This window comes from Coprococcus sp. TF11-13 (assembly GCF_003481085.1).
Classification (GTDB): domain Bacteria; phylum Bacillota; class Clostridia; order Lachnospirales; family Lachnospiraceae; genus Coprococcus; species Coprococcus aceti.
Genome location: NZ_QUKK01000006.1, coordinates 155,372 through 177,367 on the forward strand (window position 1 = coordinate 155,372; position 21,996 = coordinate 177,367).

At 44.1% G+C, this 21,996-nt stretch carries 17 protein-coding genes; 4 read left to right on the forward strand and 13 right to left on the reverse strand.

All coding sequences use genetic code 11. The features are described 5' to 3' along the window. Positions 1-11: 11 nt before the first annotated feature. From DXD11_RS10920 to DXD11_RS14245, 9 genes are all read right to left on the reverse strand, one after another. Positions 12-893 carry an energy-coupling factor transporter transmembrane component T gene (locus DXD11_RS10920; protein WP_242849667.1) on the reverse strand — a complete coding sequence of 294 codons (882 nt, stop codon included), beginning with the start codon at positions 891-893 and terminating at the stop codon, positions 12-14. 59 nt (positions 894-952) lie between these two features. Beyond that, positions 953-1,906, reverse strand: a complete 954-nt coding sequence (locus DXD11_RS10925; RefSeq protein WP_118758389.1) for a DUF4430 domain-containing protein — start codon at positions 1,904-1,906, stop codon at positions 953-955. A gap of 4 nt (positions 1,907-1,910) precedes the next feature. Further along, complete coding sequence (locus DXD11_RS10930; protein ID WP_118758390.1) at positions 1,911-3,881, reverse strand: fibronectin type III domain-containing protein; 1,971 nt, start codon at positions 3,879-3,881, stop codon at positions 1,911-1,913. Positions 3,882-4,533: 652 nt separating this feature from the next. Further along, positions 4,534-7,548 carry an EAL domain-containing protein gene (locus DXD11_RS10935; RefSeq protein WP_147360980.1) on the reverse strand — a complete coding sequence of 1,005 codons (3,015 nt, stop codon included), beginning with the start codon at positions 7,546-7,548 and terminating at the stop codon, positions 4,534-4,536. A gap of 221 nt (positions 7,549-7,769) precedes the next feature. After that, positions 7,770-8,228: an acyl-CoA thioesterase gene (locus DXD11_RS10940; protein WP_118016966.1), complete on the reverse strand. Its 459-nt coding sequence runs from the start codon at positions 8,226-8,228 to the stop codon at positions 7,770-7,772. Between the two features lie 21 nt (positions 8,229-8,249). Next, positions 8,250-9,926 (reverse strand): AMP-binding protein, encoded by a 1,677-nt coding sequence (locus DXD11_RS10945; RefSeq protein ID WP_118016967.1) that lies wholly within the window; start codon positions 9,924-9,926, stop codon positions 8,250-8,252. 428 nt (positions 9,927-10,354) lie between these two features. Continuing rightward, positions 10,355-10,513 carry a hypothetical protein gene (locus DXD11_RS14345; protein WP_165852775.1) on the reverse strand — a complete coding sequence of 53 codons (159 nt, stop codon included), beginning with the start codon at positions 10,511-10,513 and terminating at the stop codon, positions 10,355-10,357. An 18-nt stretch (positions 10,514-10,531) separates the two neighbouring features. After that, positions 10,532-11,986 carry a 4Fe-4S dicluster domain-containing protein gene (locus DXD11_RS10950; protein ID WP_015534570.1) on the reverse strand — a complete coding sequence of 485 codons (1,455 nt, stop codon included), beginning with the start codon at positions 11,984-11,986 and terminating at the stop codon, positions 10,532-10,534. 91 nt (positions 11,987-12,077) lie between these two features. Then, positions 12,078-12,233: a hypothetical protein gene (locus tag DXD11_RS14245; protein ID WP_158579439.1), complete on the reverse strand. Its 156-nt coding sequence runs from the start codon at positions 12,231-12,233 to the stop codon at positions 12,078-12,080. Between the two features lie 117 nt (positions 12,234-12,350). Here DXD11_RS14245 and murC point away from each other — a divergent pair, with 117 nt between their 5' ends. The 4 genes from murC to DXD11_RS10970 all read left to right on the forward strand — a co-directional run bounded on the left by murC (position 12,351) and on the right by DXD11_RS10970 (position 17,399). Next, positions 12,351-13,733, forward strand: a complete 1,383-nt coding sequence (gene murC, locus DXD11_RS10955) for a UDP-N-acetylmuramate--L-alanine ligase (RefSeq protein WP_015534568.1) — start codon at positions 12,351-12,353, stop codon at positions 13,731-13,733. Between the two features lie 281 nt (positions 13,734-14,014). Next, positions 14,015-15,154, forward strand: a complete 1,140-nt coding sequence (locus DXD11_RS10960) for a DnaD domain protein (RefSeq protein WP_118758413.1) — start codon at positions 14,015-14,017, stop codon at positions 15,152-15,154. A gap of 12 nt (positions 15,155-15,166) precedes the next feature. Then, on the forward strand, positions 15,167-16,168 hold the full coding sequence (locus tag DXD11_RS10965; RefSeq protein WP_015534566.1) for an ATP-binding protein: 1,002 nt from the start codon (positions 15,167-15,169) through the stop codon (positions 16,166-16,168). Between the two features lie 31 nt (positions 16,169-16,199). Further along, on the forward strand, positions 16,200-17,399 hold the full coding sequence (locus DXD11_RS10970; protein ID WP_117550099.1) for a ribose-phosphate pyrophosphokinase: 1,200 nt from the start codon (positions 16,200-16,202) through the stop codon (positions 17,397-17,399). Between the two features lie 105 nt (positions 17,400-17,504). Here the strand turns inward: DXD11_RS10970 and DXD11_RS10975 are convergent, their stop codons facing one another. The 4 genes from DXD11_RS10975 to DXD11_RS10990 all read right to left on the reverse strand — a co-directional run bounded on the left by DXD11_RS10975 (position 17,505) and on the right by DXD11_RS10990 (position 21,993). Continuing rightward, the gene (locus tag DXD11_RS10975; RefSeq protein WP_118758392.1) at positions 17,505-19,214 is read right to left on the reverse strand and encodes an ATP-binding protein; all 1,710 of its coding nucleotides are present in this window, start codon (positions 19,212-19,214) and stop codon (positions 17,505-17,507) included. Next, positions 19,214-20,266 carry a metallophosphoesterase family protein gene (locus DXD11_RS10980; RefSeq protein ID WP_022217036.1) on the reverse strand — a complete coding sequence of 351 codons (1,053 nt, stop codon included), beginning with the start codon at positions 20,264-20,266 and terminating at the stop codon, positions 19,214-19,216. Before DXD11_RS10980 ends, DXD11_RS10975 begins: the two co-directional genes overlap by 1 nt. 117 nt (positions 20,267-20,383) lie before the next feature. Beyond that, on the reverse strand, positions 20,384-20,641 hold the full coding sequence (gene spoIIID, locus DXD11_RS10985) for a sporulation transcriptional regulator SpoIIID (RefSeq protein ID WP_055222251.1): 258 nt from the start codon (positions 20,639-20,641) through the stop codon (positions 20,384-20,386). Positions 20,642-20,703: 62 nt separating this feature from the next. Then, the gene (locus DXD11_RS10990; RefSeq protein WP_147343973.1) at positions 20,704-21,993 is read right to left on the reverse strand and encodes a sensor histidine kinase; all 1,290 of its coding nucleotides are present in this window, start codon (positions 21,991-21,993) and stop codon (positions 20,704-20,706) included. Between the last annotated feature and the right edge of the window lie 3 nt (positions 21,994-21,996).

Genomic DNA, 21,996 nt, shown 5'->3' on the forward strand with positions numbered 1-21,996 from the left:
CTTCTCCTTTGTCACATTTTGCGAATCTTAACATTTTCTTTTGCCTGCATATATATTGGAACACATATAAGACATACATACACTACATACATACTTACAGTAAGTGTACCACTTATACTTCCTCTTATGGACGGATAATACCAGAACGCAAATCCTCCGCACACACTGCCGGCCAGCACATACAATCCACACACAAGTATAAATGCAAGCGCTTTAGTATCACTTTTTCTAAATCTATACAGTGAATATGCAGATCTTCCGGAAAGTCCATATCCCCTTGATCTCATACTATCTGCAGTGACAAGCGCCCGTTCAAGAGCCCAGGTTACAACGGCAGAAAACACATGGCAGCCCGTTCTAATTCTCACAAAATACGAACCTTTTGGTTTGTATCCAGATGCCCTCTGAGCTCTGTACACCTTTCCAAACTGTCCTGCTATGTCCGGAATAAACCTCAGTGTCATGGAAAGTATCAGAGACAACACTGGCGCCGCCTTGCCGAACAGATACACCATCTTGTCCGATGATATAACGCAGTTAAAGCACGAAAACCAGCATATCACTGTCACCAGCATAAACGCAGCCATGATTCCATACATTATAGACTCCAATGTCAACGGATTTCCAGACGGAAAATATGTGAGTATCGTCACTCCCTGATGGCTGAACGCCGGGTTGATGAGCGCCGTCAGCAATATAAGTGGGATCATATATTTTATATTAGTCCTGAAGCCATCATATCCCCTAAGCAATACCGAATACACAAATGCCCCTATAAAAGACATGCCCAGGCAAACCGGATGGGTAAATGCCAGGGCATATCCTATAGTGAATATAAAGTATACCAGATTGACTATAGGGTGATATGTGGAAAATGAATCCTGTCTTTTCACAATTATATTTTTATCTCCTATCAATCACTATGTCCAGTACCCATGTCTCAGCGAATCTGTCAATGCATCTCGGATCCAACATCTGCTCCCAGGTCACATGTATAGAGCCATTTTATCACATCTCCCTGCTTGAGTTCATAGCTTGAACAGCCATAATTTGGGAACCAGCCATTTACCGAGTACATCCAGCCTGAACCATCACCACAGTCAAATTCATACAGATTGTGAATTCCTTCTATATAATAACTTCCATACATAGGCGTCCATGAATATTCAAGCTGTATACCATAATCCCTGCACACCGACTTAAGCACTTCGAATACTGTGTCCCCCTCCTCAAATGTGGCAGTCACAGTTCCCAGAATGACACCATCATCAGGTACATAGTCCTTTTTCTCCGGTCTTAGCAGTTCCAGATTGTCAAATATTGTAGAACATCCTATTGATATAGTGCAACTGTAGGTTTTCTTCGGCGCTTCAGTTGTATTCTCTGTAGTTGCCTTTGTCGTGGCAGAAGAATCAGCAGTTGTCTTATCCGGTTTCCGCTTTTCCGTAGTCGTCGTGGTCCCCGGCTTCTTCTCAGTTGTTTTTTGAGACTCCGTGGTGGTATTCTTCTTTGTAGTAGCCTCCGTCTTCTTCTCCGTGGTAGTCTCAGAATTTCGCTCCGTCACATTCTCCGATGTGCTCTCAGCGGAAGTCTGATATTCTGTTTCCGATGTATCAGAATCCGAATGAGTTCCTGAGGAGGTATCGGTTACAGAACTGTCTGATTTCTTTTTCTTGTCATTCCCTGCATCAGTATTTTCCTCTGTCGCACTCTTCGTTGTCTCCGTCAGTTCCGCACCGCCTACAGCTTCAGTTGTGAGTCCCTCTTCGGTCTTTTCCAGCTTGAAACCTCTGGTCCCCGGCGCATTTCCTCCGTACCAGAAAGCCCACACCAGGATCAGCAGAACAATCACAGCTCCACCTATGTGTTTCTTATATTTCTTTACAAATTCTTTGATCTTATCCATACACCTACTTCTTTCGGATCACAACGTTTACAGTCTTGCTCCATGCTCCGTAATAATAAGTCTTTCCAACCTTCTTGAATCCCTGAACTCTGACATAATACCGCTTTCCCGCCTTGAGTCCGCTCAACGTCACATTTGTCTTCTTGTTTACCGATGCCCTGTACACCTTGACATTCTTTTTAAATGTCTTATCCGTGGAATACATCACCCTGTACCCCGAAGCACTCGCATTTTTTTTATAAGTCACAGTGCACTTTTTCTTCACCGTTGACTTTATCTTTGTTATCTTTTCCTGATTGACCCTGTATATTGTCTGGGTCGTATACGTAGCCTCCCCGCCACTTCCAACAGGCTTAACTGCATAGATATATTTCTTGCCATTTGCGACCTTCCGGTCAGTGTAGCTCAGAGATTTTGTGGTGGCCACAGTCGTCCAATTCTTTGCATTTCCAACCTTTCTGAGCACCACATATCTGTCAGCCCGTGCCGCTTTCTTCCACTTTACTGTTATGCCTGCTGCTCCATTACCCGCCGACACACTCGTCTTAGCCGGCGCAGCCATCTTTATGACAAATGTCTTGCTGGCTGAGCCCTTGAATATTCCCTTGCCGGTCACCACTACCTTTGCCGAATTGCCAATATTGACATTGTTCTGATATGAAATGGTGTAATCCACGCCATCCTTAAGCACTCTGTCACCAATCTTCACCGTCACGCCCGGCTTCTTGGCCTTGCCGTCGTACACATACGTGCTGGTGCTGAGTTTCACATCCGCTGTCGCCACGGATCGGATATATAATGACTTTGCATCAGACATATCATACAGTGTGTTCTTTCCTTTTTTGAATCTGTCATAGGCAGCCAGAGCATATCCAGCCTGCTGCGAAGCCATTCCATTTACAACCAGTTCACCATTCTGTTTTACATCATGGGCAAACCCGCCGGCACTCGCAACATAGAATCCCATCAAAGCATCCAGCACAGAATGTCCATTTTTGACAAATGCCTCATCTGTTCCGGCATCCCTGCCTATATCAAGTAATCCACATATCACCTGCGCACAGCTCTCAGAATTCACAGTTCCCCATGAAGCAAATCCACCATCAGCCTTCTGCAGCCCCGACATTACATCAAGCGCCCTGTCAACCGCCGTCTTAACCTCTGTGTTAGACTTGTAATACGGCGCAAGTGCCTGAATTGTCATACCTGTCATATCCGGGTCAGCATTACTACCAGAAAATGCCCAACCACCGCTAGAAAGCTCTCGTCCAAGGATATATTCAACAAGCCCTTCCCTTGTCGTCTGAACACCGTCACTTCCATCTGGAAGCTTCGGAATATCATAACCTACCGTGTCAAATGCAATCAACGCAAACACCGGGCCATTGATTCCCTGTGTTGTTACATAATTCATATCGGCCAATGGCTCAAGCAGATTGTATCCACCAACATCTGTGGCATCAGCGCCAATCGCAGTGAGTGCAAGTATAGTTCTTGAATTGTCCGTACTCTTATTCTTGTGAAGCTTTGCCGAGCCTTTTGCCTTAACATACTCCACAACATTATCATAGTATTCCCCATACCATGCCTCATCCTCATAAGCATATCTGGCAAGAGTCATCACGTTCCACTCAGCTCCAAACTGAGGGTCATCCGCAGTCTTCCTCAGATATACAAGAGTATCGCCAAGGGCCTGTGTGTAATCAACTGCAGCCACATCTGCAGTTTCCTCTGTCGCAGTTCCTGTCACCGGATCCGTCTCGTCATTCGTCGCTGTAGATACTGCTGGATTCGTCATATCGTCTGGCACTGTGTATATCGTAGAATCTGTTACACCATCCGACTCTGCATATATCGTAGAATCCGTTACATCATCCGCCGCATACACGTTCACAGCATTTCCTGTTGTTCCCGTGAACATAACCATTGCCATCGTGCACATCGCCATACACACAGCAAAAATTCTTCTCTTCATAATCGTGTCTCCTTTCACATTATTCCGAGTGGATATATAGCAAGCGATCTGACTTGCCACAATTACCCCAATCTTATCAACGCCCATGTTCTATGTCAACCTGAAGCAATCAAGTCAAATAGCACAAAATTTTATCTTTTTTGCAAAAAAGCACCTAAAATAACACCAATTCCCAGAAGAGGGGGTACTGTGATATCTGCAATCGGTAGCGCGGACTACCGGGCTTCGATGCTTCCTGCCGAGGTGTAAGCAGCAACGCCCTTATCGCTGCTGGAACCGCATATAACGCAAATGTCCTTCCTCACACAACGTAAGACCCGCTTGGTAATATATATATCCGACAATCGTTAGCGCAGACGTCTGTGCTTCGATGGTGCTTGCTGGTGCCCAGATCCGCCGACGCCCAGCCCCGAGACCTCAATAGCACCAATGAAGTCAGAAGGCCGGCCAATGTAGGTGAGGGGGTACTGTGATATCTGCAATCGGTAGCGCGGACTACCAAGCTTCGATGCTTCCTGCCGAGGTGTAAGCAGCAACGCCCTTATCGCTGCTGGAACCGAGTGCATATGGAAGTAAATCGAAGCGACAGTAGTCAAGCGTGATTGAAGATACCACAATACCCCCTCACTAATGGGCCAGCCTTCGTCCGTCCTCACAACAATTTCTTAAAATCCTCCAGACAAACCGGTCTGGAGAAATGATATCCCTGGTAATAAGTCGAGCCATACCTGTGAAGGTAATCGAACAGTGCCTTGTCCTCGACACCTTCAATGCAGCTCTTGTATCCGAGTTCATGAGCACATGACACAACCGCCTGTACAAGAACCTGATTAGGCTTGCTCTCCTGTATTCCCCTGACAAATGACATATCGACCTTAAGCTCATCTATCGGTAATTCCGTGAGTAGGTTTAATGTAGCATTTCCCGTTCCAAAATCATCAATAGCGATCTTTATTCCAAGTTTCCTGAAATATTCCAGCTCATTTTTCAGAAATGTTATATCCATATTCTTACATCTCTCTGTGAGCTCTATGCACAAATACTCAGGAGGGAACTTCGTCTTTTTTAATATATCCACAACAGCCTGCCTGAATCCATGATTCTCAAGCTGAGTCGCTGATATATTGACATTCACCACAAAATCAGGTCTGATCTTGCGAACCTCCATACCATCCGTGAGTGCCTGCTCTATTATCCAGTTGCCAAGCTCAAAGAAACAAGGCTCCATCTCAAGCCACGGTATAAATATTCCCGGTGGAACCACACCAAATTCCTTGTGTTTCCATCTGAGAAGAGCCTCCATACCAACTATGTGTCCTGTCTCGGAATTGGCTATAGGCTGATAGCACATGAAAAAGCCTTCCATGTTGTTTGCCACACATTTGTGTATTGTGCTGTACAGCTGCAGTCTCATTCTATCATTGTCCTTGATCTCCTCATTGAAGAATACAAGTTCACCATGATGATCCTCCTTGGATCTCTCCAAGGCATATTCCACACTGCTCTTTATCACATCCTCATCGGCTGCTCCTATATGGTCATATATCAGACCACCTCCATACAATTTAAGCGGGATCGATGTGCCATTCAGACCTACATTGTCAAGTGCAAGATTCTGTACATGTCTGTATACCTCTTTGAGTTCCTGTTTGGTATACACGTTTGAACAAATCGCAAATTTTGCACCGTCAAGTCTGAACACGAGTCCCTTTCCACCGACGACATTTTTGAGCTTTGTGGCAAAATCCTTAAGAACAGCATTGCCATATGCATATCCATACATCATATTGATACTGTTGAACATGGATATTCCTATTGCCAGAATGCTCATCGTCTGCCTGTTTCTCAAATGTATTGATATATACTTGGTATACTCATGCTGATTGTGCAGGTTAGTCACCGGATCAACCCCATCTATGACACCGTGGTTTATGACAGTGCCCACAAAGAACTCCGGATCACCATTTTCTTTCTTGGTGATGAAACCTCTGCAGGTGCAGACCACATATTCACCATTTTTGTTTCTCATTCTATATTCTACATCATGATACTTTTTGCGCCCCGCAAATACCTCTGTAATATCCTGTTCAAATATTGCTCTGTCATCTGGATGTATAAGCTTCTCCCACACTTTCTGTGTATCATATATGTATTGCCCAGGAAGCCCAAAGTAATCCACAGCACTTGCAGACCATTTTGTCACATTCGTATCGAGATCATTCATAAATATATAATTTCGGAGTGTTGTAGCTGCAAGGGCGTCAAATATCCTGTCTGTCTTCCCAAGATTCCTGTAATGCGGAACTCCATCCTCTGTAGTTCCTACAGCTATATTCGCCTCGTTCTCCACGCTCTCGCGCCTCTTGACCTCTGGATGTTTCGAATAGAATCTCTTCTTATCCTCATACATCAGTCTTTCGGCTTCGTTCATTATCTTGTCTATGGAATCTGCCTCAGCCTTCCAGACTGCGCCGAACGCAACCGGAGCCTCCTCCTGCTCGTCAATTACCTCTTTGTATCTGGCGATCATTGAGTTAAACGACTGCTCAGCAATATCCATAATGATGACAACAAATTCATCGCCGCTTATCCTGTAACATGCATTTTCGCCAAAATGCTGCGCCAGCATCTGCGATACCCTCTGAAGATATAGATCTCCTTCTTTATGTCCATAATGATCATTCACATACTTCAATTTGTTCACATCGTTGAATACGAATCCGACCGACCGCTTATCCTTTCGGTCTGCATACGCGTCGCACAGAATGTTAAATGCATTTCTATTGCCGAGACGAGTGAGTGCATCCTTGTAACTGTAAAATTCCAACAGCTCCTGTTTCTCTATGCTCTCAGAATACTCCTCATGTATATCCCTCGTATAAAGATAGAATACCTTATTGTCATCTCTATAGTCAGCAGTAGGTATGACCTCTGTCATAACCCATCTGTACACCATATCCATTTTACGCTTATATCTAATGGTAAATCTGTCATGTCCATTTGCAAAATATTTTATGAGGAACTCAGGAGACAGGCACTTTCTTACCCTGTCCACATCGTCAGGGAATATCTCACCACCCATAGTCATGTCTTTAATGTAATCTCCAAGGCAGTCATGCTTAACCTCATCTCTGCTTCTTATATATCCGCCTCTCAATGTCTCGCAAATATTGTGCGTCACATCAATCCTGAATATACGCCTGTATACCCTTGTCAGTGTCCTGAGACTATCCTCCAGCACCAGGGTGTCAAGGCTGACTGCCCTCATGCCGAACACAACCCATTGTCCGTCCTCTCTCGGCTCTTTCTCAGCTTCTATATCCATGGAAACCCACTCATAGTCCTCGCCAAGTCTCAATCTGAACCTGAAATTACGCACGATGGATCTGGCTCCGGCTTCTATGAGTGCTTTGACATGCTTCATATCACACATATATGCAAATTCTCTGACTTCATCAGGATGACAGCAGTCCAGTCCCTTATTATCCTTAAAATAGGAAGATACGTCAGAGGTACTTTTATAATTATCTGCATTCTTGTCCACACTGATAACACTCACATACTCCCCAGTATCAATGTTGACCAGCGCCAGTTTCACATAATTATCATATAATATGTTCTGTATATGTTCTTTGTAGTATTGTTTATCAAGTGATACTTCTTTCAAAAGATCCCTCCTTGCAGCAGCATCCGGCCTGCCATATATTCCCACGCAACCGTTTCCATTATAGCATTTACGCCATAATATAAAAAGGATGTTTTAACTAATTACATGTCTAAATAGATAAAAATAGCTGATAAAAAAGTTACACAAACAATTTTACCAGCTATTAATAACCATCAATTAATACAATATTAAATTATTTATACACCAGACAACAGCTCTGTTTATTTGCTCTGACGTTTCTTGTAATCCTCAAGCAGCTCCTTAAACAGCTTATCATGCTCAGGATATGCCTTTCTGATGAACACAAGCTTGTTGTTGCCATCCAGCAGACAATGTGAGCTTGTGCAAAGTGTCCTGAGCTCGCCTGTCTTCTTGTCCACGATCTCATATGAAAAGCCTACACGGACACCTGTATACTCCGAAAGGCTGACATGTATCAGCACGTCGTCGCCAAAGTGGCACATGCTCTTATACTCAGCCGTTACACCAAGCACAGGAATTATATATCCGTCATCCTCTACAGACTTGTAATCCCAGCCTATCTGTGTCATCCAGTCCAGCCTTGCCTCCTCAATCCATCTGATGTAATTGGAGTGGTGTACTATCTGCATCCTGTCCGTCTCATAATAATAAACCGATCTATCATATGGCTTGATCTTACTCATATCTATATCTATCATTTATTTCACCTGATTTCTGACTTACTTCCAGTCCTTTTCCTTGATCTCAACACGTCTTACCTTGCCGCTGATGGTCTTTGGCATCTCATCAACGAACTCGATAACTCTAGGTCTCTTGTAGCTTGCGATGTTCTCCTTGAAGTATCTCTTGAGCTCCTTCTTGAGGTTCTCATCGCCAACTGTACCCTCTGTGAGAACGATAGTGGCCTTTATTGCCTGACCTCTTGTGCTGTCAGGTACTGATGTAACTGCACACTCAAGGACATAAGGTATTCTCATGATCTCATTCTCTATCTCGAAAGGTCCTACTCTGTAGCCTGCAACCTTGATGATATCATCCACACGTCCAACGAACCAGAAATATCCATCCTCATCCTGGTAAGCCGTATCACCTGTGTGATAGAAGCCGTCATGCATAACCTCGGCTGTTCTCTGTGGATCTCTGTAGTACTCCATGAACAGTCCGTCCGGCGCACCGTCTGCGATGTTGATGACGATCTCACCTGTCTCACCAGGTGCAGCAAATGTTCCGTCTGCCTTCATGATCCTCACGTCATACATTGGGCTTGCCTTACCCATTGATCCCGGTCTTGGAGTAGTATTCTCAAGGTTACCAATGGTAAGAGTCGTCTCTGTCTGACCAAATCCTTCATATATAGTGAATCCTGTCTTCTCCTTGAATACGTCAAATACCTCAGGGTTAAGTGCCTCACCCGCTGTTGTACAGTATCTGAGGGATGAGAGGTTGTACTTACTCATATCCATACGGATAAGGATTCTGTACAGTGTTGGAGGTGCACAGAATGTTGAGATATTGTACTTCTCTATAAGCTTGAATATAGTGTCCGCACTGAATGTATCAAAGTCAAATACGAATACGCATGCCTCGCACAGCCACTGTCCGTAGAGCTTGCCCCAGAGAGCCTTGCCCCAGCCTGTATCTGAAACTGTGAGATGAACCTCACCAGGTTTGTTGCAGTGCCAGTATTTTGCTGTGATGTAATGTCCAAGTGGATACAGATGATTGTGTGCAACCATCTTTGGATGCTCTGTTGTTCCCGATGTGAACATGACGAACAGTATATCATCCTTTCCTCCTACGGCATCCTCGCCTGTAGGTCTTGGAAACTCGGTGCTGCACTCCATGATTCCCTCATCGAAGAAGTTCCAGCCTTCTACTGGATGATTTACAACGATCTTTGTCAGCTTGTCATCAGCAAATGTATCTATGGACGCCGTGATTCCGTCATCTGATGTACACACAACCGCTGATACGCCTGCTGCCTCAATTCTATACTGATAATCTGTTGCCTTTAATATATTTGTCGCCGGTATAGCTATGGCACCGATCTTGTGGAGAGCCATCATGGTGAACCAATACTGGTAATGTCTCTTTAACACGAGCATTACCTTGTCACCCTTCCTGATGTCCAGGCTCTTGAAGTAATTGGCTGCCCTATTGGAATAATCCTTGATATCCTGGAATGTGAATTTCTTCTCGATCGTTCTATCCTTTGATACATAGATGAGCGCTGTCTGATCAGGCTCCTTCTCTGCCAGAGCATCCATTACGTCGTATGCGAAGTTGAAATTCTCGCTGTTGGTGAACTCAATCTTGCTGAGAACTCCATTCTCATCAAGAGCTGACCTCACAAACTTTCCTGCTATTCCCTGCTCTGGTCTCATTTCTGTTGACATGTTAATTTCCTCCATAAACTATAAGTTCTGATAATATATATGGTAAAACGGTTTTTCCGCCTTTTAACGCCGGCGATACATGCCGTTTTTTATCACATTATGTATTAACTTAGTATAAAAAGTCTTCTAAGTTCGTATTTCTATCTAGCAATCAAAATAAACGTTACTTTAATGTGCGTTTTCAATTAACTTTACACGTAGTTTCGATTACTACATCCATATATTATCATATCTCTTTGTCATGTCAACAGGAAAATAAAAGTTTTAATTTATTTTCACATATTGGTATTACATTTTGACTGCACAGGTTTTTCCCTCAATCCATAAAAATAAGGCGTGCAGCAATGAATTTCCCCCGGATAAGTCCAGTTTCATCTCCATCGCTGCACGCCTTAATTATCTTATTATTTCATTATATATCACAGTCTCTACTGATCCTGTACCTGCTTGGAATCCTGTGTCTGTTGCCGGCTGTCCCACTGAAGCTTCTTCTTACGCATCTGCGACTTGTATACAAGTATCGCCGTAACCACCGATACGCACACAAATATAAGCACACATATCACAAATATCAAAACTGTTGTCATGTCTTTGTCCTCCATGCACTAATCTCTCACCATATCAATCTTGTCTGCTCCCTGCTTCTCAAGATTCTCTGTGATGTTGATATCTGTAGAATTATCAAGGGCTGCCTTTCTGTCACGCATCGCCATGTTCGGATCCCTGTGTCTTGAAGGGCCGCCCACGCAGCCACCTTCACACGCCATACCTTCCATGAAGTCATCCTGGAATCTGTTGAACTTCATGAGGGTCAGTGCCTTCTTACATGCATCTATTCCATCGCATTTGCACACCTTAACCTCGTCCTCGCAGCCGAGCTCCTTCATGCTCTCTATGACTGCCGCTGTGACTCCGCCTGCATTTGCAAATTTCTTGCCGAACAGTGTGGACTGGTCGTTATCTTCAGCCTCAGGCTCAAGCTTGACATCCTTTGCTCTCAGCATGGCTCTGATCTCTCCGTATGTCAGCGCATAGTCCGCAGATTCCTTCTCTCCGGCTGCACTCTCGGCTTTCTTGCCGATACAAGGGCCGATGAATACTGTGACGGCATCCTCATAATTCTCCTTGATATATCTCGACACTGCACACATAGGTGATACGGTCTCAGATACCCTGTCTGCCAGCTCAGGGAAATGCTTCTCCACAAGAAGCTTGAATGCAGGACAGCAGGAGGTTGTCTTCTTCCTGCCCTCTGCCTTGGCCTCCATCCATTCCTTTGCCTCTGCCATGGCTGTCATGTCGGCACCAAGTCCCACATCCACCGCATCGTAGAAGCCTATCTTCTTCATGGCTGTTCTCCAGCTCGCCATGGTGATATCCGCACCGAACTGTCCGTATGTGGCAGGTGCGAACATGGCAAATACCTTCTTGCCGGCTCTCATGTCATTTATTATATCTACTATATAAGACTTTGATCCGATCGCACCAAATGGGCACTTGTGGATACATGAACCACAGTCTATACATTTGTCCTTGTCTATGACCGCAATACCTGTTCCATTCTCAGCCACAGATATGGCACCAACCGGGCAGCTCTTGATACATGGACGCATCAGATCTGCAATGGCATTGTACGGACATGCCTTGGCACACTGTCCACACTCCTTACACTTTGATGGGTCGATGTAGGACTTGTCACGTCCCATGCTGATGGCACCGAAACGGCACGCCTGCTGACACGCCCTTCCCATACACTTCTGACAGTTATCGGTTACTACGTAACGTGAAATAGGACATCCTTCACAGGCAGAGTTGATGATCTGGACTACATTCCCATCATCCTCTGTTCCAGGGGCTTTGCCCTCGGCAAGTCTGATCCTCTGTCTGATGACCTCCCTCTCTCTGTATATACAACATCTGAAAAATGGCTGTGGACCGGGAACCATCTTATATGGAAGATTGTCCCTCTCATCATCCAGCCTGCCTTCATACGCAAGCTTTGCCACCTCATAAAGCACCTCGTGCTTTACCTTTAATAATGTAGCGTCATTTGTAATCATGTGTTAACCTCTACTTATATATATTGTGGATCTTCTGTCATAGCAATCACTACGCATATGATCCAGTTGCTGATCGTATCACTCTTCCCATTCAGATCCAGTTATAACCTCCGCCCGTTATAGCCAGGCTGAGCAATGCATCCATCTTCTCTACCTCTTCTACGCCCTCTACGATACGCATGAGTTTTGCAGTTTTCTCCTCAGCATCTATCACACTACCTCCATTTATAACATAATTTTCGTTCAATAACAATCTATGCAATTGACCAAAACCATTTATTTTCATTTGAGGGCAGTTATGCTATAATAAAAAACACTTTTAAATATAGTAATCAATCTTTTATATAAGGAAGGCGAAATACAAATGTACAAGATCAATTTTTCAAAGCCAATCAACGTCCATTTCATGGGAATAGGCGGAATAAGCATGAGCGGTCTCGCAGAGATACTTCTGAAGGCCGGATTCAAGGTTACCGGATCAGATATGAAAGCATCCGAAATCACCGATCAGCTTGCCGACATGGGAGCGCTTATCAACATCGGTCAGTGTGCATCTAACATAACAGACAACATAGATCTGGTCGTATACACAGCAGCCATACATCCTGACAATGAAGAGTTCAAGGCCGCAGTGGAGAAGAACATTCCTATGCTCACCAGAGCCCAGCTTCTCGGCCAGATCATGGAGAATTACAAATATTCCATAGCCGTCAGTGGAACCCACGGCAAGACAACAACGACTTCCATGCTGTCCTACATCCTCATAGATGCGGACACTGATCCTACCATATCAGTCGGAGGAATCCTCGACAGCATCGGCGGCAATATCCGTGTAGGCAAATCTGAATACTTTGTAACAGAGGCATGTGAGTACACCAACAGCTATCACGCATTTAAGCCTTTTATCAGTATCATACTGAACGTGGATGCCGACCACCTTGATTTCTTCAAGGATATAGATGAGATCGCTGAGTCATTCCATGTATTTGCCACCAAGACTCCAAAGGAGGGCCTGGTTATCGTGAACGGCGATATGAAGTATTATGATACCGTTGTCAGAGACCTCGAGTGCCGCGTGGTAACATTTGGAAAGGGCGCACAGAACAAATATTCAGCACACAATATACGATTCGATGACTTCGGCCATCCAACCTATACACTGGTTGTGGACGGCAAAGAGATCACTGACATAACACTCAAGGTATTCGGTGAGCACAACGTATACAACTCACTGTCAGCCATAGCGGCATCCCTTGAACTTGGAATCTCCATAGATGTCATCAAACAGGGACTGTCAGAGTGTGTCGGTGCCGAGAGACGTTTTGAGTACAAGGGAACCATCCTCGACAACGTGAGAGTCATGGATGACTACGCTCACCATCCAACTGAGATAGCAGCCACACTGAAGGCAGCAAAGAACACAAGCTACAACGAACTGTGGTGCGTATTCCAGCCACACACCTACTCAAGAACCTACGCTCTGTTCGATGAGTTTGTAGACGCACTCAAGGTATGTGACCACGTCATCGTGGCAGATATTTATGCAGCCCGAGAGAAGGATACCGGACTTGTCTCAGCAAAGCAACTCGCCGAGAAGATCGCCGAGACGGGTACTGATGCGTTCTATCTTCCATCTTTCGACGATATAGAAAATTATCTCTTAAAAAATTGCAAAAAAAATGATTTGTTGATAACTATGGGCGCCGGAAACGTCTATTCTATCGGAAATGACCTGATAAAAAATTAGTTATCCACATTATCCACACAGCTCTGTGGGAAAGTTTTCCCCACAGAGCTTATATTTTTTTGTTGACATAATTTTTACAGCAATATTACAAAGCCCTGTTAAACTATGACTTTTGTATTTTTATGTCTCTTTTTCGTCCACATTATCCACATTATCCACATCCCCACCATTTTTCCCAACCGACTGTATGTTCTGTTTGCATTCCAAAAAGTTCATGTTATAATGCATTTGCGCTAAGGGAAATGCGCTATTTCAGGAGTATGATCAAGGAGTTTTTTGACATGAGCTACATTACTATTACAACAGAAAAAAACGAAACATATTCCTCTATATCAAACTTTTTTATAGACTATTACATGACCTCCGCCAGCGGAGAGTTTGTTAAGGTATATCTGTATCTGGTCAGACTTATGTCTTCCAGTAAACCCGTGTCTGTCGCCAACATAGCAGATCATTTTAATCTCACAGAGAAGGATATTTGCAGAGCCATAAAATACTGGATAAGCCAGGATGTTATGAAGCTCAACTACAACAAGAAGAAGGAGCTTACAGGAATAACTCTTCTCCCTCTTCACGACAAGGGCAGCTCCTCCGACAGCGGAGTTGACGACCTCTCTATTCTCGGCATGGATTATTCCACCGGGGATGACGATAACAACAGCGAGATCACGGCGACGATCACAGATGAAGACAAGGCCGAGGTGCCGGAGCGCACTCTGCCTGACAAGATAACAGTTACACCAGAATTTCTTAGGAAGAAACAGGAGGACGAGGTTCTCTCTGATATTATGTTTGAGACAGAGGCATATTTTGGCAGACCGCTTTCCATGCCTGAATCAGAAAGTCTCATATACATATACGACCAGCTTGGCTTCTCCCAGGAGCTCATCGAATATCTGATCGAATACTGTCTGACCATGGGCAAGGCAAGCTTCAGATATGCGGAGACCGTAGCCATAGCATGGTATGAAAAAGGAATCGACACGGTTGACAAGGCCAAGGCAGACAGCTCCGCCTACAACCCATTTTACAGAAAGGTCTTCTCTGCACTCGGAATACGCAGAAGCAATCCTACCAGCATAGAGACCGCATACATTGACGCGTGGACAGGTGAGATGAATTTCTCAGAGGATCTTATCCTTCTGGCATGTGAGAAGGCCATAATCTCCAAGCCACAGTCCGCCAACTTCGCATATGTCAATGGAATTCTTGAAAACTGGCATAAGAATGGTGTACAATCCATTAGGGATGTCGAACTGCTCGATCAGGAGTTCCTCAAGAAGAAATCAGCGGCCACAGCGCAGCCTGCAGCCACCAGGAATCCGAATGGATTTGCGAACTTCAAGCAGACAGACATGTCCAACCAGTTGGACATGCTGGAACAGATGCTTGCAGATGAACTCAATCTTGACAAGAGGTAATATATACATATTATGGGCAATATAAATTATGATGATATTTTGTCCCGGCTGAGCAGGATCAGACAGGACAATCTTCGCAGACAGGACAACAGAAAAGCTGAGGTATATGCCAGGATCCCTCGTATAAAGGAGATCGACGATGCCATCGCCCACAGTGCCGTCCAGGCATCAAGGGCAAGGATACTGCATCAGGAAGTGGATGAAGAAGCACTCTCCATGAAGAACCACGCTCTCCGCGATGAGAAGCATCAGCTCATGGCACAGACCGGATACCCTGACGATTATCTGGCACCGATATACAACTGCCCCGCATGCAGAGACAGCGGATATGTAGATGGTAAGCCATGTTCATGTCTGAAACACATGGTCATCAGCCAGTTGTACCAGCAGTCCACCATAGAGAAGGTGCTGGAGACGGAGAATTTTGCCAGCTTCAATCCTGATTTCTACAGAGATGAACACATTGCTGGCTACAATTACACTCCTTACCAGAATGCACAGAGCATATTGTCTGCATCAAGACAGTTCACAGAGAATTTTCAGGACAGCAGACCGGGCATTCTTATATATGGAGAGACCGGAACAGGCAAGACCTTCCTGACAAATTGTATCGCTAAGGAACTTTTAGACAAAGGTTATACAGTTTTATACTTGTCGGCGATAAATTTATTTGATAATATCTTACAGGACATTATAATAAAGGGGGGTCATGAACCGCATCAGAAGATGCTGTATGACTACATATATAACTGCGATTTTCTTATAATTGACGATCTGGGCACAGAGTACACCAACTCATTTGTCCTGTCTCAGTTATTTGAGATTATAAATACGAGAACTATCAAGAGACAGTCTACTCTCATTTCTACCAATCTTGATCTGCAGGAATTCAAGAACAGGTATACAGAGCGTATCATGTCACGAATAGTTGATAGCTATCTCATCTTCAATCTCTACGGAGATAACATCCGCTATGTAAAAAGAATGAAAAGCATAGCCAGGAACAAAAGGTAGACAACGAAAGCAGATTAGGAGGATTTTTATTATGCCAGACGATAGCAAGTTGGAAACAATACCTGTAGGAAGCTTAGGAATCATTGCTCATAAGAGCATTGTACCTCTCGGAGAGAAGGTCGATTCTTATATCGTAAAATGGAGAAAGAACCGTCAGAACGAGAACAAGTCAAGCATCGTATTCCACGGTTACGAGAAGGACTCTTACCTTATCAAGGCAGACTGCCCTAGATTTGGTTCAGGTGAGGCAAAGGGTATTGTCAACGAGTCAGTCCGCGGTAAAGACATATATATCATGCTTGATGTAGGAAACTATAGCTGCACATACACCATGGGTGGCCAGACTCAGAGAATGTCTCCTGACGATCACTATGCTGATCTGAAGAGAATCATCTCTGCCATGACAGACAAGCCTAGAAAGATCACTGTCATCATGCCTTTCCTGTATGAGAGCCGTCAGCACAAGAGATCAGGACGCGAGTCCCTCGACTGTGCAGTTATGCTCCAGGAGCTTCAGCAGTATGGTGTAGACAACATCGTTACATTTGACGCTCATGACCCACGTGTTGTAAATGCTATTCCAAAGAGCGGTTTCGAGAACGTAAAGCCTACTTACCAGTTTGTAAAGGCACTCCTCAGATCAACTCCTGATCTTGAAATAAACAACGATCACATGATGGTCATATCACCTGACGAGGGTGCTATGCACAGAGCGATCTACTTCGCTAACCTTCTCGGTGTAGATGTAGGTATGTTCTACAAGAGAAGAGATTACTCAAGAGTTGTGGACGGACGTAATCCTATCGTTGCCCATGAGTTCCTCGGTGATTCAGTTGAAGGCAAGGATGTTATAATCATCGACGACATGATCGCATCAGGCGAGAGTATGATAGATGTTGCCAAGCAGCTCAAGGCAAGAAAGGCTAAGAGAGTATTTGCACTTGCTACATTTGGTCTCTTCACCAAGGGTCTTGAGGTATTTGACAAGTGTCACGAGGAAGGTCTCATTGAGAAGGTCATCACAACCAACCTCACTTATCAGCTTCCTGAGCTTGCTGACCGCGACTGGTATGTATCAGCCGACATGAGCAAGTACATAGCACTCATTATCGATCACCTCAACCACGATGCATCTCTCAGCGATCTTCTTGATCCATCAGAGAGAATCAGTGCGAGAATTGCTGAGTACAAGGAGAAGCACACTATCTCAGATAACTACGAGAATTACTAATATACAATTATAGACTTACAAAAAAGACCTGCGGAAGCTCACCTGATACATACCATGTATCGCAAGCTTCCGCAGGTCTTTTAATTATTTATTATTAGAAACTTTCTACAATGTCACCACATTGCATGCTATATGAATATCCTCAAGTCTGTTAACCAGATCCTTATCGGATGTAAGCAATATCGTCTGCTCCGTGTTCACCATACTCATCGCCTTGAGCACTCCCGTGAGCTGACTCTCATCGGTCACATCTATCACATCGTCCAACACAAGTGGCATTTTCTCGTTGTTAAGTATCTCTGCAACAGCCAGCCGCACAGCCAGATACACCTGACGAACGACCTCATGTCCCAGGAATTCCGCCCTGAAGAAATGGTCATCCTTTTTCACTGCAACATGCATCTCATCATCGAGCTTTGCCTCCTGATACTGTCCACCGGAGAGTGCGCTAAGAATATCCGATACTCTGCCGTCTATACCGGCAAACAGTCCTGAGAACTCCTCCGATATGTCCATTATGGTATTGATAGCCTTATCTATGGCCTTCTTCTCAGTCTCAAGAACATCATAGTCCGCAAATATGGCGTCTCTCTTCTCCTTGAGTTCATAATAGGCATCCCTCTTCTCTATGGCATCATGCTCCTGGAACTTGAACATATCAAGCTTCCTGTCATGCTCCTCCTGAAAAGCTCTGTCTATCTCAACTCGAACCGTCCTTGACTCAGTTGCTCTTCCCATCTCGTATATGGTTCTCCTGAACTCTTCCTCTGACGGAAGCTTATCACTGTCGAATGCACCTTTCCTGAACAATCCATCTATGATGGTTATAGCAACAAACGCAATCGTACATATCGTGAATAGCTGCTGTATGGACTTCTGAAAACCAACAAGGTGAACCACCAGCATGACCACCGCAACAACCAGTATTCCTGTTGCCATTATGACAAATATATTGTCCGTCAGCTTCTTGTCCTTCTTCTCCTGCTTCTTTTTCTCCTTCAGCTCGTCCTCATCATCTATAGCTTCAACCTCAAGGAATATTCTGCTTCGCTCCCTGTCCTCATCCTCGTCAGGGATCTCAGCATCCTTTTCATTCACAAGCTGCCTTGCCTCTCTCTTCAAACGTGCGATCTCCATATTATAAGCATCAAGCTCCTCACGTCTGGCAGTTCGGATGTCTTCAAGCTCCTTATCAACTTCACCCAGCTCATCCATCTGGGCTTCCAGCTCTTCTATCTGAACCAGATACTTCTGATTGTCATATTTCTTCTTTTCATTCTCAAGATACGCCACTGCGTCTGCTCTGTTTATTCCGCTGCAACCCGTCTCCTTCATATTCTGAAGATACTTCTCGAGTCTGTCACACAAAGCTTTGTCATCTTCGCCCATCTCCTCCGGCGGATCAACACACATTGCATCCACAAATGTGCTCTTGTCCATATCAAACAGGACACCTCTGTAGGAATTCTTAGACACAAGTCTCTCATCCTTCCCGCTCTCTATATCAGTGAGCGTTGCACCGTCCGTGGACATGTTGAAATTTCTCTCCATAAGATGACTCTTTCCAGCATTTGTCACCTGTGCCTTTCCGGCATATCCATTTCCACCGGATGGCTTTCTTAATGCAAAATTGTCTCCCCGGGATCCAAGGCCCTTGGTTTTATTCATACCATACAGTATACCGGACACAAAATCCCTGATCGTACTCTTGCCGGCTCCGGGCTCTCCATAGAGCACATTCAAGCCTTTGTCCAGCTTTATTTCTTTGTTATTGAATTTTCCAAATTCTTTCAAAAAAAGTTTATTTATATACATTACTTTTCTCCAGTTGCTATGATCGCCTCAAGACCATATTCAAGTGCCTTTTTGCTGACCTCGTCATCCTCACCGGACAACTCAGCGATAAATCTTCCAAGTACATTGTGCTCATTGTCCCTCTTGAGACCATCAGCATTGTACTCGAACATCGTATTATCCACAACCTCATATATCTTGTAATCCTGAGACACATCATCAAACTGAGGTCTCACTCCGCGCCCCTTCTGGCCCTTCAGGATAACCCGATATATGTTCTGCGTTCCCATCTTATCGATCTGTTTCAGAACAGCATGCTCGATCTGTCTGTCAGTATATTCCGGCTTTATCTCAAGTCCAAGGTTGATGTAATTCCTGCAGGCAACAGGCTCCCACTTTATCCTTGTCTCTCCGTTTATTATCTGTCCATAAATAAAGCCATGCTTTCCTGTGTCAGAAGGTGACAAAGGCTCCGGCGATCCCGGATATGCCATACGGTTCTTCACCATGTGCTTCGGCTTTCTCAGGTGTCCGAGTGCCACATAGTCAAATCCTGTGTCAGCCAGCTTTCGGAAATTAAATGGACTGTGGCTGGCATCTCCTCCATGCATGAGAAGTATATTGACAGCGCCTTCCGTCTGGGCATCTATCCCCTCTGAAAAATCCTCCGTGTATTCCGCCTGTCCATAGCTGAAACCGGTCACACAGGTATTTATATCTTCAAAATACGCATTGCTGAACTCCCCAGCCGGAAGAAGCACTGTGTTCGATGTGAACTCATAATTCTCCGATGGAGATCCACTTTCAATGTAATCACTACTGCCCGCAATGATCACCGTTCTTGTATTTGTAAGTTTTGCAAGTCTGGCATCAAGCTTTGCAAGATCCGCAGCCTTCGGCGCACTGTGATACAAATTGCCGGCAATGAGGAGCAGATCTACCTTTCTCTCCTCCGCAATATCCAGGATCCTGTCAAATGTCTCTTCTATCTCTTTCGCACGGACATCGCTCCAAGGCTTTCCCTTGTCAGGAATCATCCCCAAATGCACATCCGAAACATGAATAAATCTCATATCCTAACCTCTAATCTATAGTTAAACTGCCATTTTCTAATAGCCCACACTTAGTCCACTATTATACAATCATCAAAAGTTTAACCCAAATCAGAGAAAAATACAACATAAGCTATGTTAAAACTTTGTGACATGCAGATACTTCTCCCTTGTGGCAAGTCCTCCCCTTATATGTCTCTCCGCCTTGTTGGCATCCAACACCACCCTGGCCTGGGCCGCCAGCATGGGTCTTATACGGACCAGCCGTTCCGTTATATCCTTGTGCACCGTTGATTTGCTTATACCCATCTTGTCCGCTGTCTGTCTCACAGTCGCCCTTGTGTCTATGATATAATTTGCCGCTTCGATTGCCCGCTCTTCTATGTAATCCTTCAAAGAAAAAGCCCCCGCATATTCTGTTTTTACAGTCTATGCGGGGGCATGCGGTTTATGTACATTTAATCCTGATTTATGGGGATCAGCACAAGTGTTTCATATTCCCCATATGTATTCTTTATCTCCATTATTCCATTGTACTTGTCCATGGTATTTTTCACATTTTGTATACCATATCCATGAGTCATATCCTTACTGCCGCCCACGTCAGACTGTGTACTGCTATTTTTCACATCTATTACCAAATGCCGGTCTGTCTGCACTATTGCCAGCTTTATATATACCCCCTCTTTTTCCTTCTGTTTCTTACATGCATTGATACTGTTATCCAGCAGATTCCCTATTATTATACACATATCATAGTCAGAGACCATTATTGAATTTTTATCGAACTTAAAATCCGTATGAAATTTCACGCCATTGTTTTGGGCAAATGTATACGCACTGTTCACAAATGTATCAATAACAAGATTTCCTGTTTTTGAAACAACATATTTATTTTTTAATTCTTCCTCATATCTATCACATACTGTTCTTATCCTGTCATATTCTTTCTCTTCTATGCATGACCTTATATAGCTTATATGCTTCTGGGTATCATGAACCATACTGCCAATTTTCTTATAAGAAAGAACCAATTGGTCATATTTATCCGACTGATGCTCCAACTGATAACCAAGCATTGTTACCTGATTTTTCAATTTATAATTATCCACCATGTTATCAAACAGATAATAATTCAAAACATTTAAGACCAGCACAATTATCAGCACAAATATAAATCCGTACCCTGACAAAAGCACGATCTGTTCTGGTATTATCAAGTATAGATAACAACTTATCATTGGAGTTATAAGCACTATGACCAACTGTTTAAATGAATATCTACCTGATACATAATTTCTCACTACCAGTATTATGATCAGGACAGGCAGCATAATAAACTGTGCATACATATCCATCACCGAGATCAGATGAGTTATTCCACCGTCATACAGCATCTGATCCGTTGTAATTACCACTACATCAGATAAACCGATGCTCACCAGATAACCCAATACCCATATAATAAACGCAGATATACATTCAGCTATACGGGAATCATATAGGCAAATAAATACGAGCATGATAACTATATGCGCGGACACCTGGCTGACCATTGCTTTCTCCTGTGACACATCTATCATGAAAAGCTGTCCGCCTCTTGAAGCCAGCTCTGTTAAAATAAATATACCCCAATATGCCATTGTCGATATTCTAAGCGGAGGCTTTCCAAACCATTTCTCTACATAAACTTTTACAGTCACAGCATCCATAATTGCTGATATAAAAATTAATACTAAATAACTCACCCT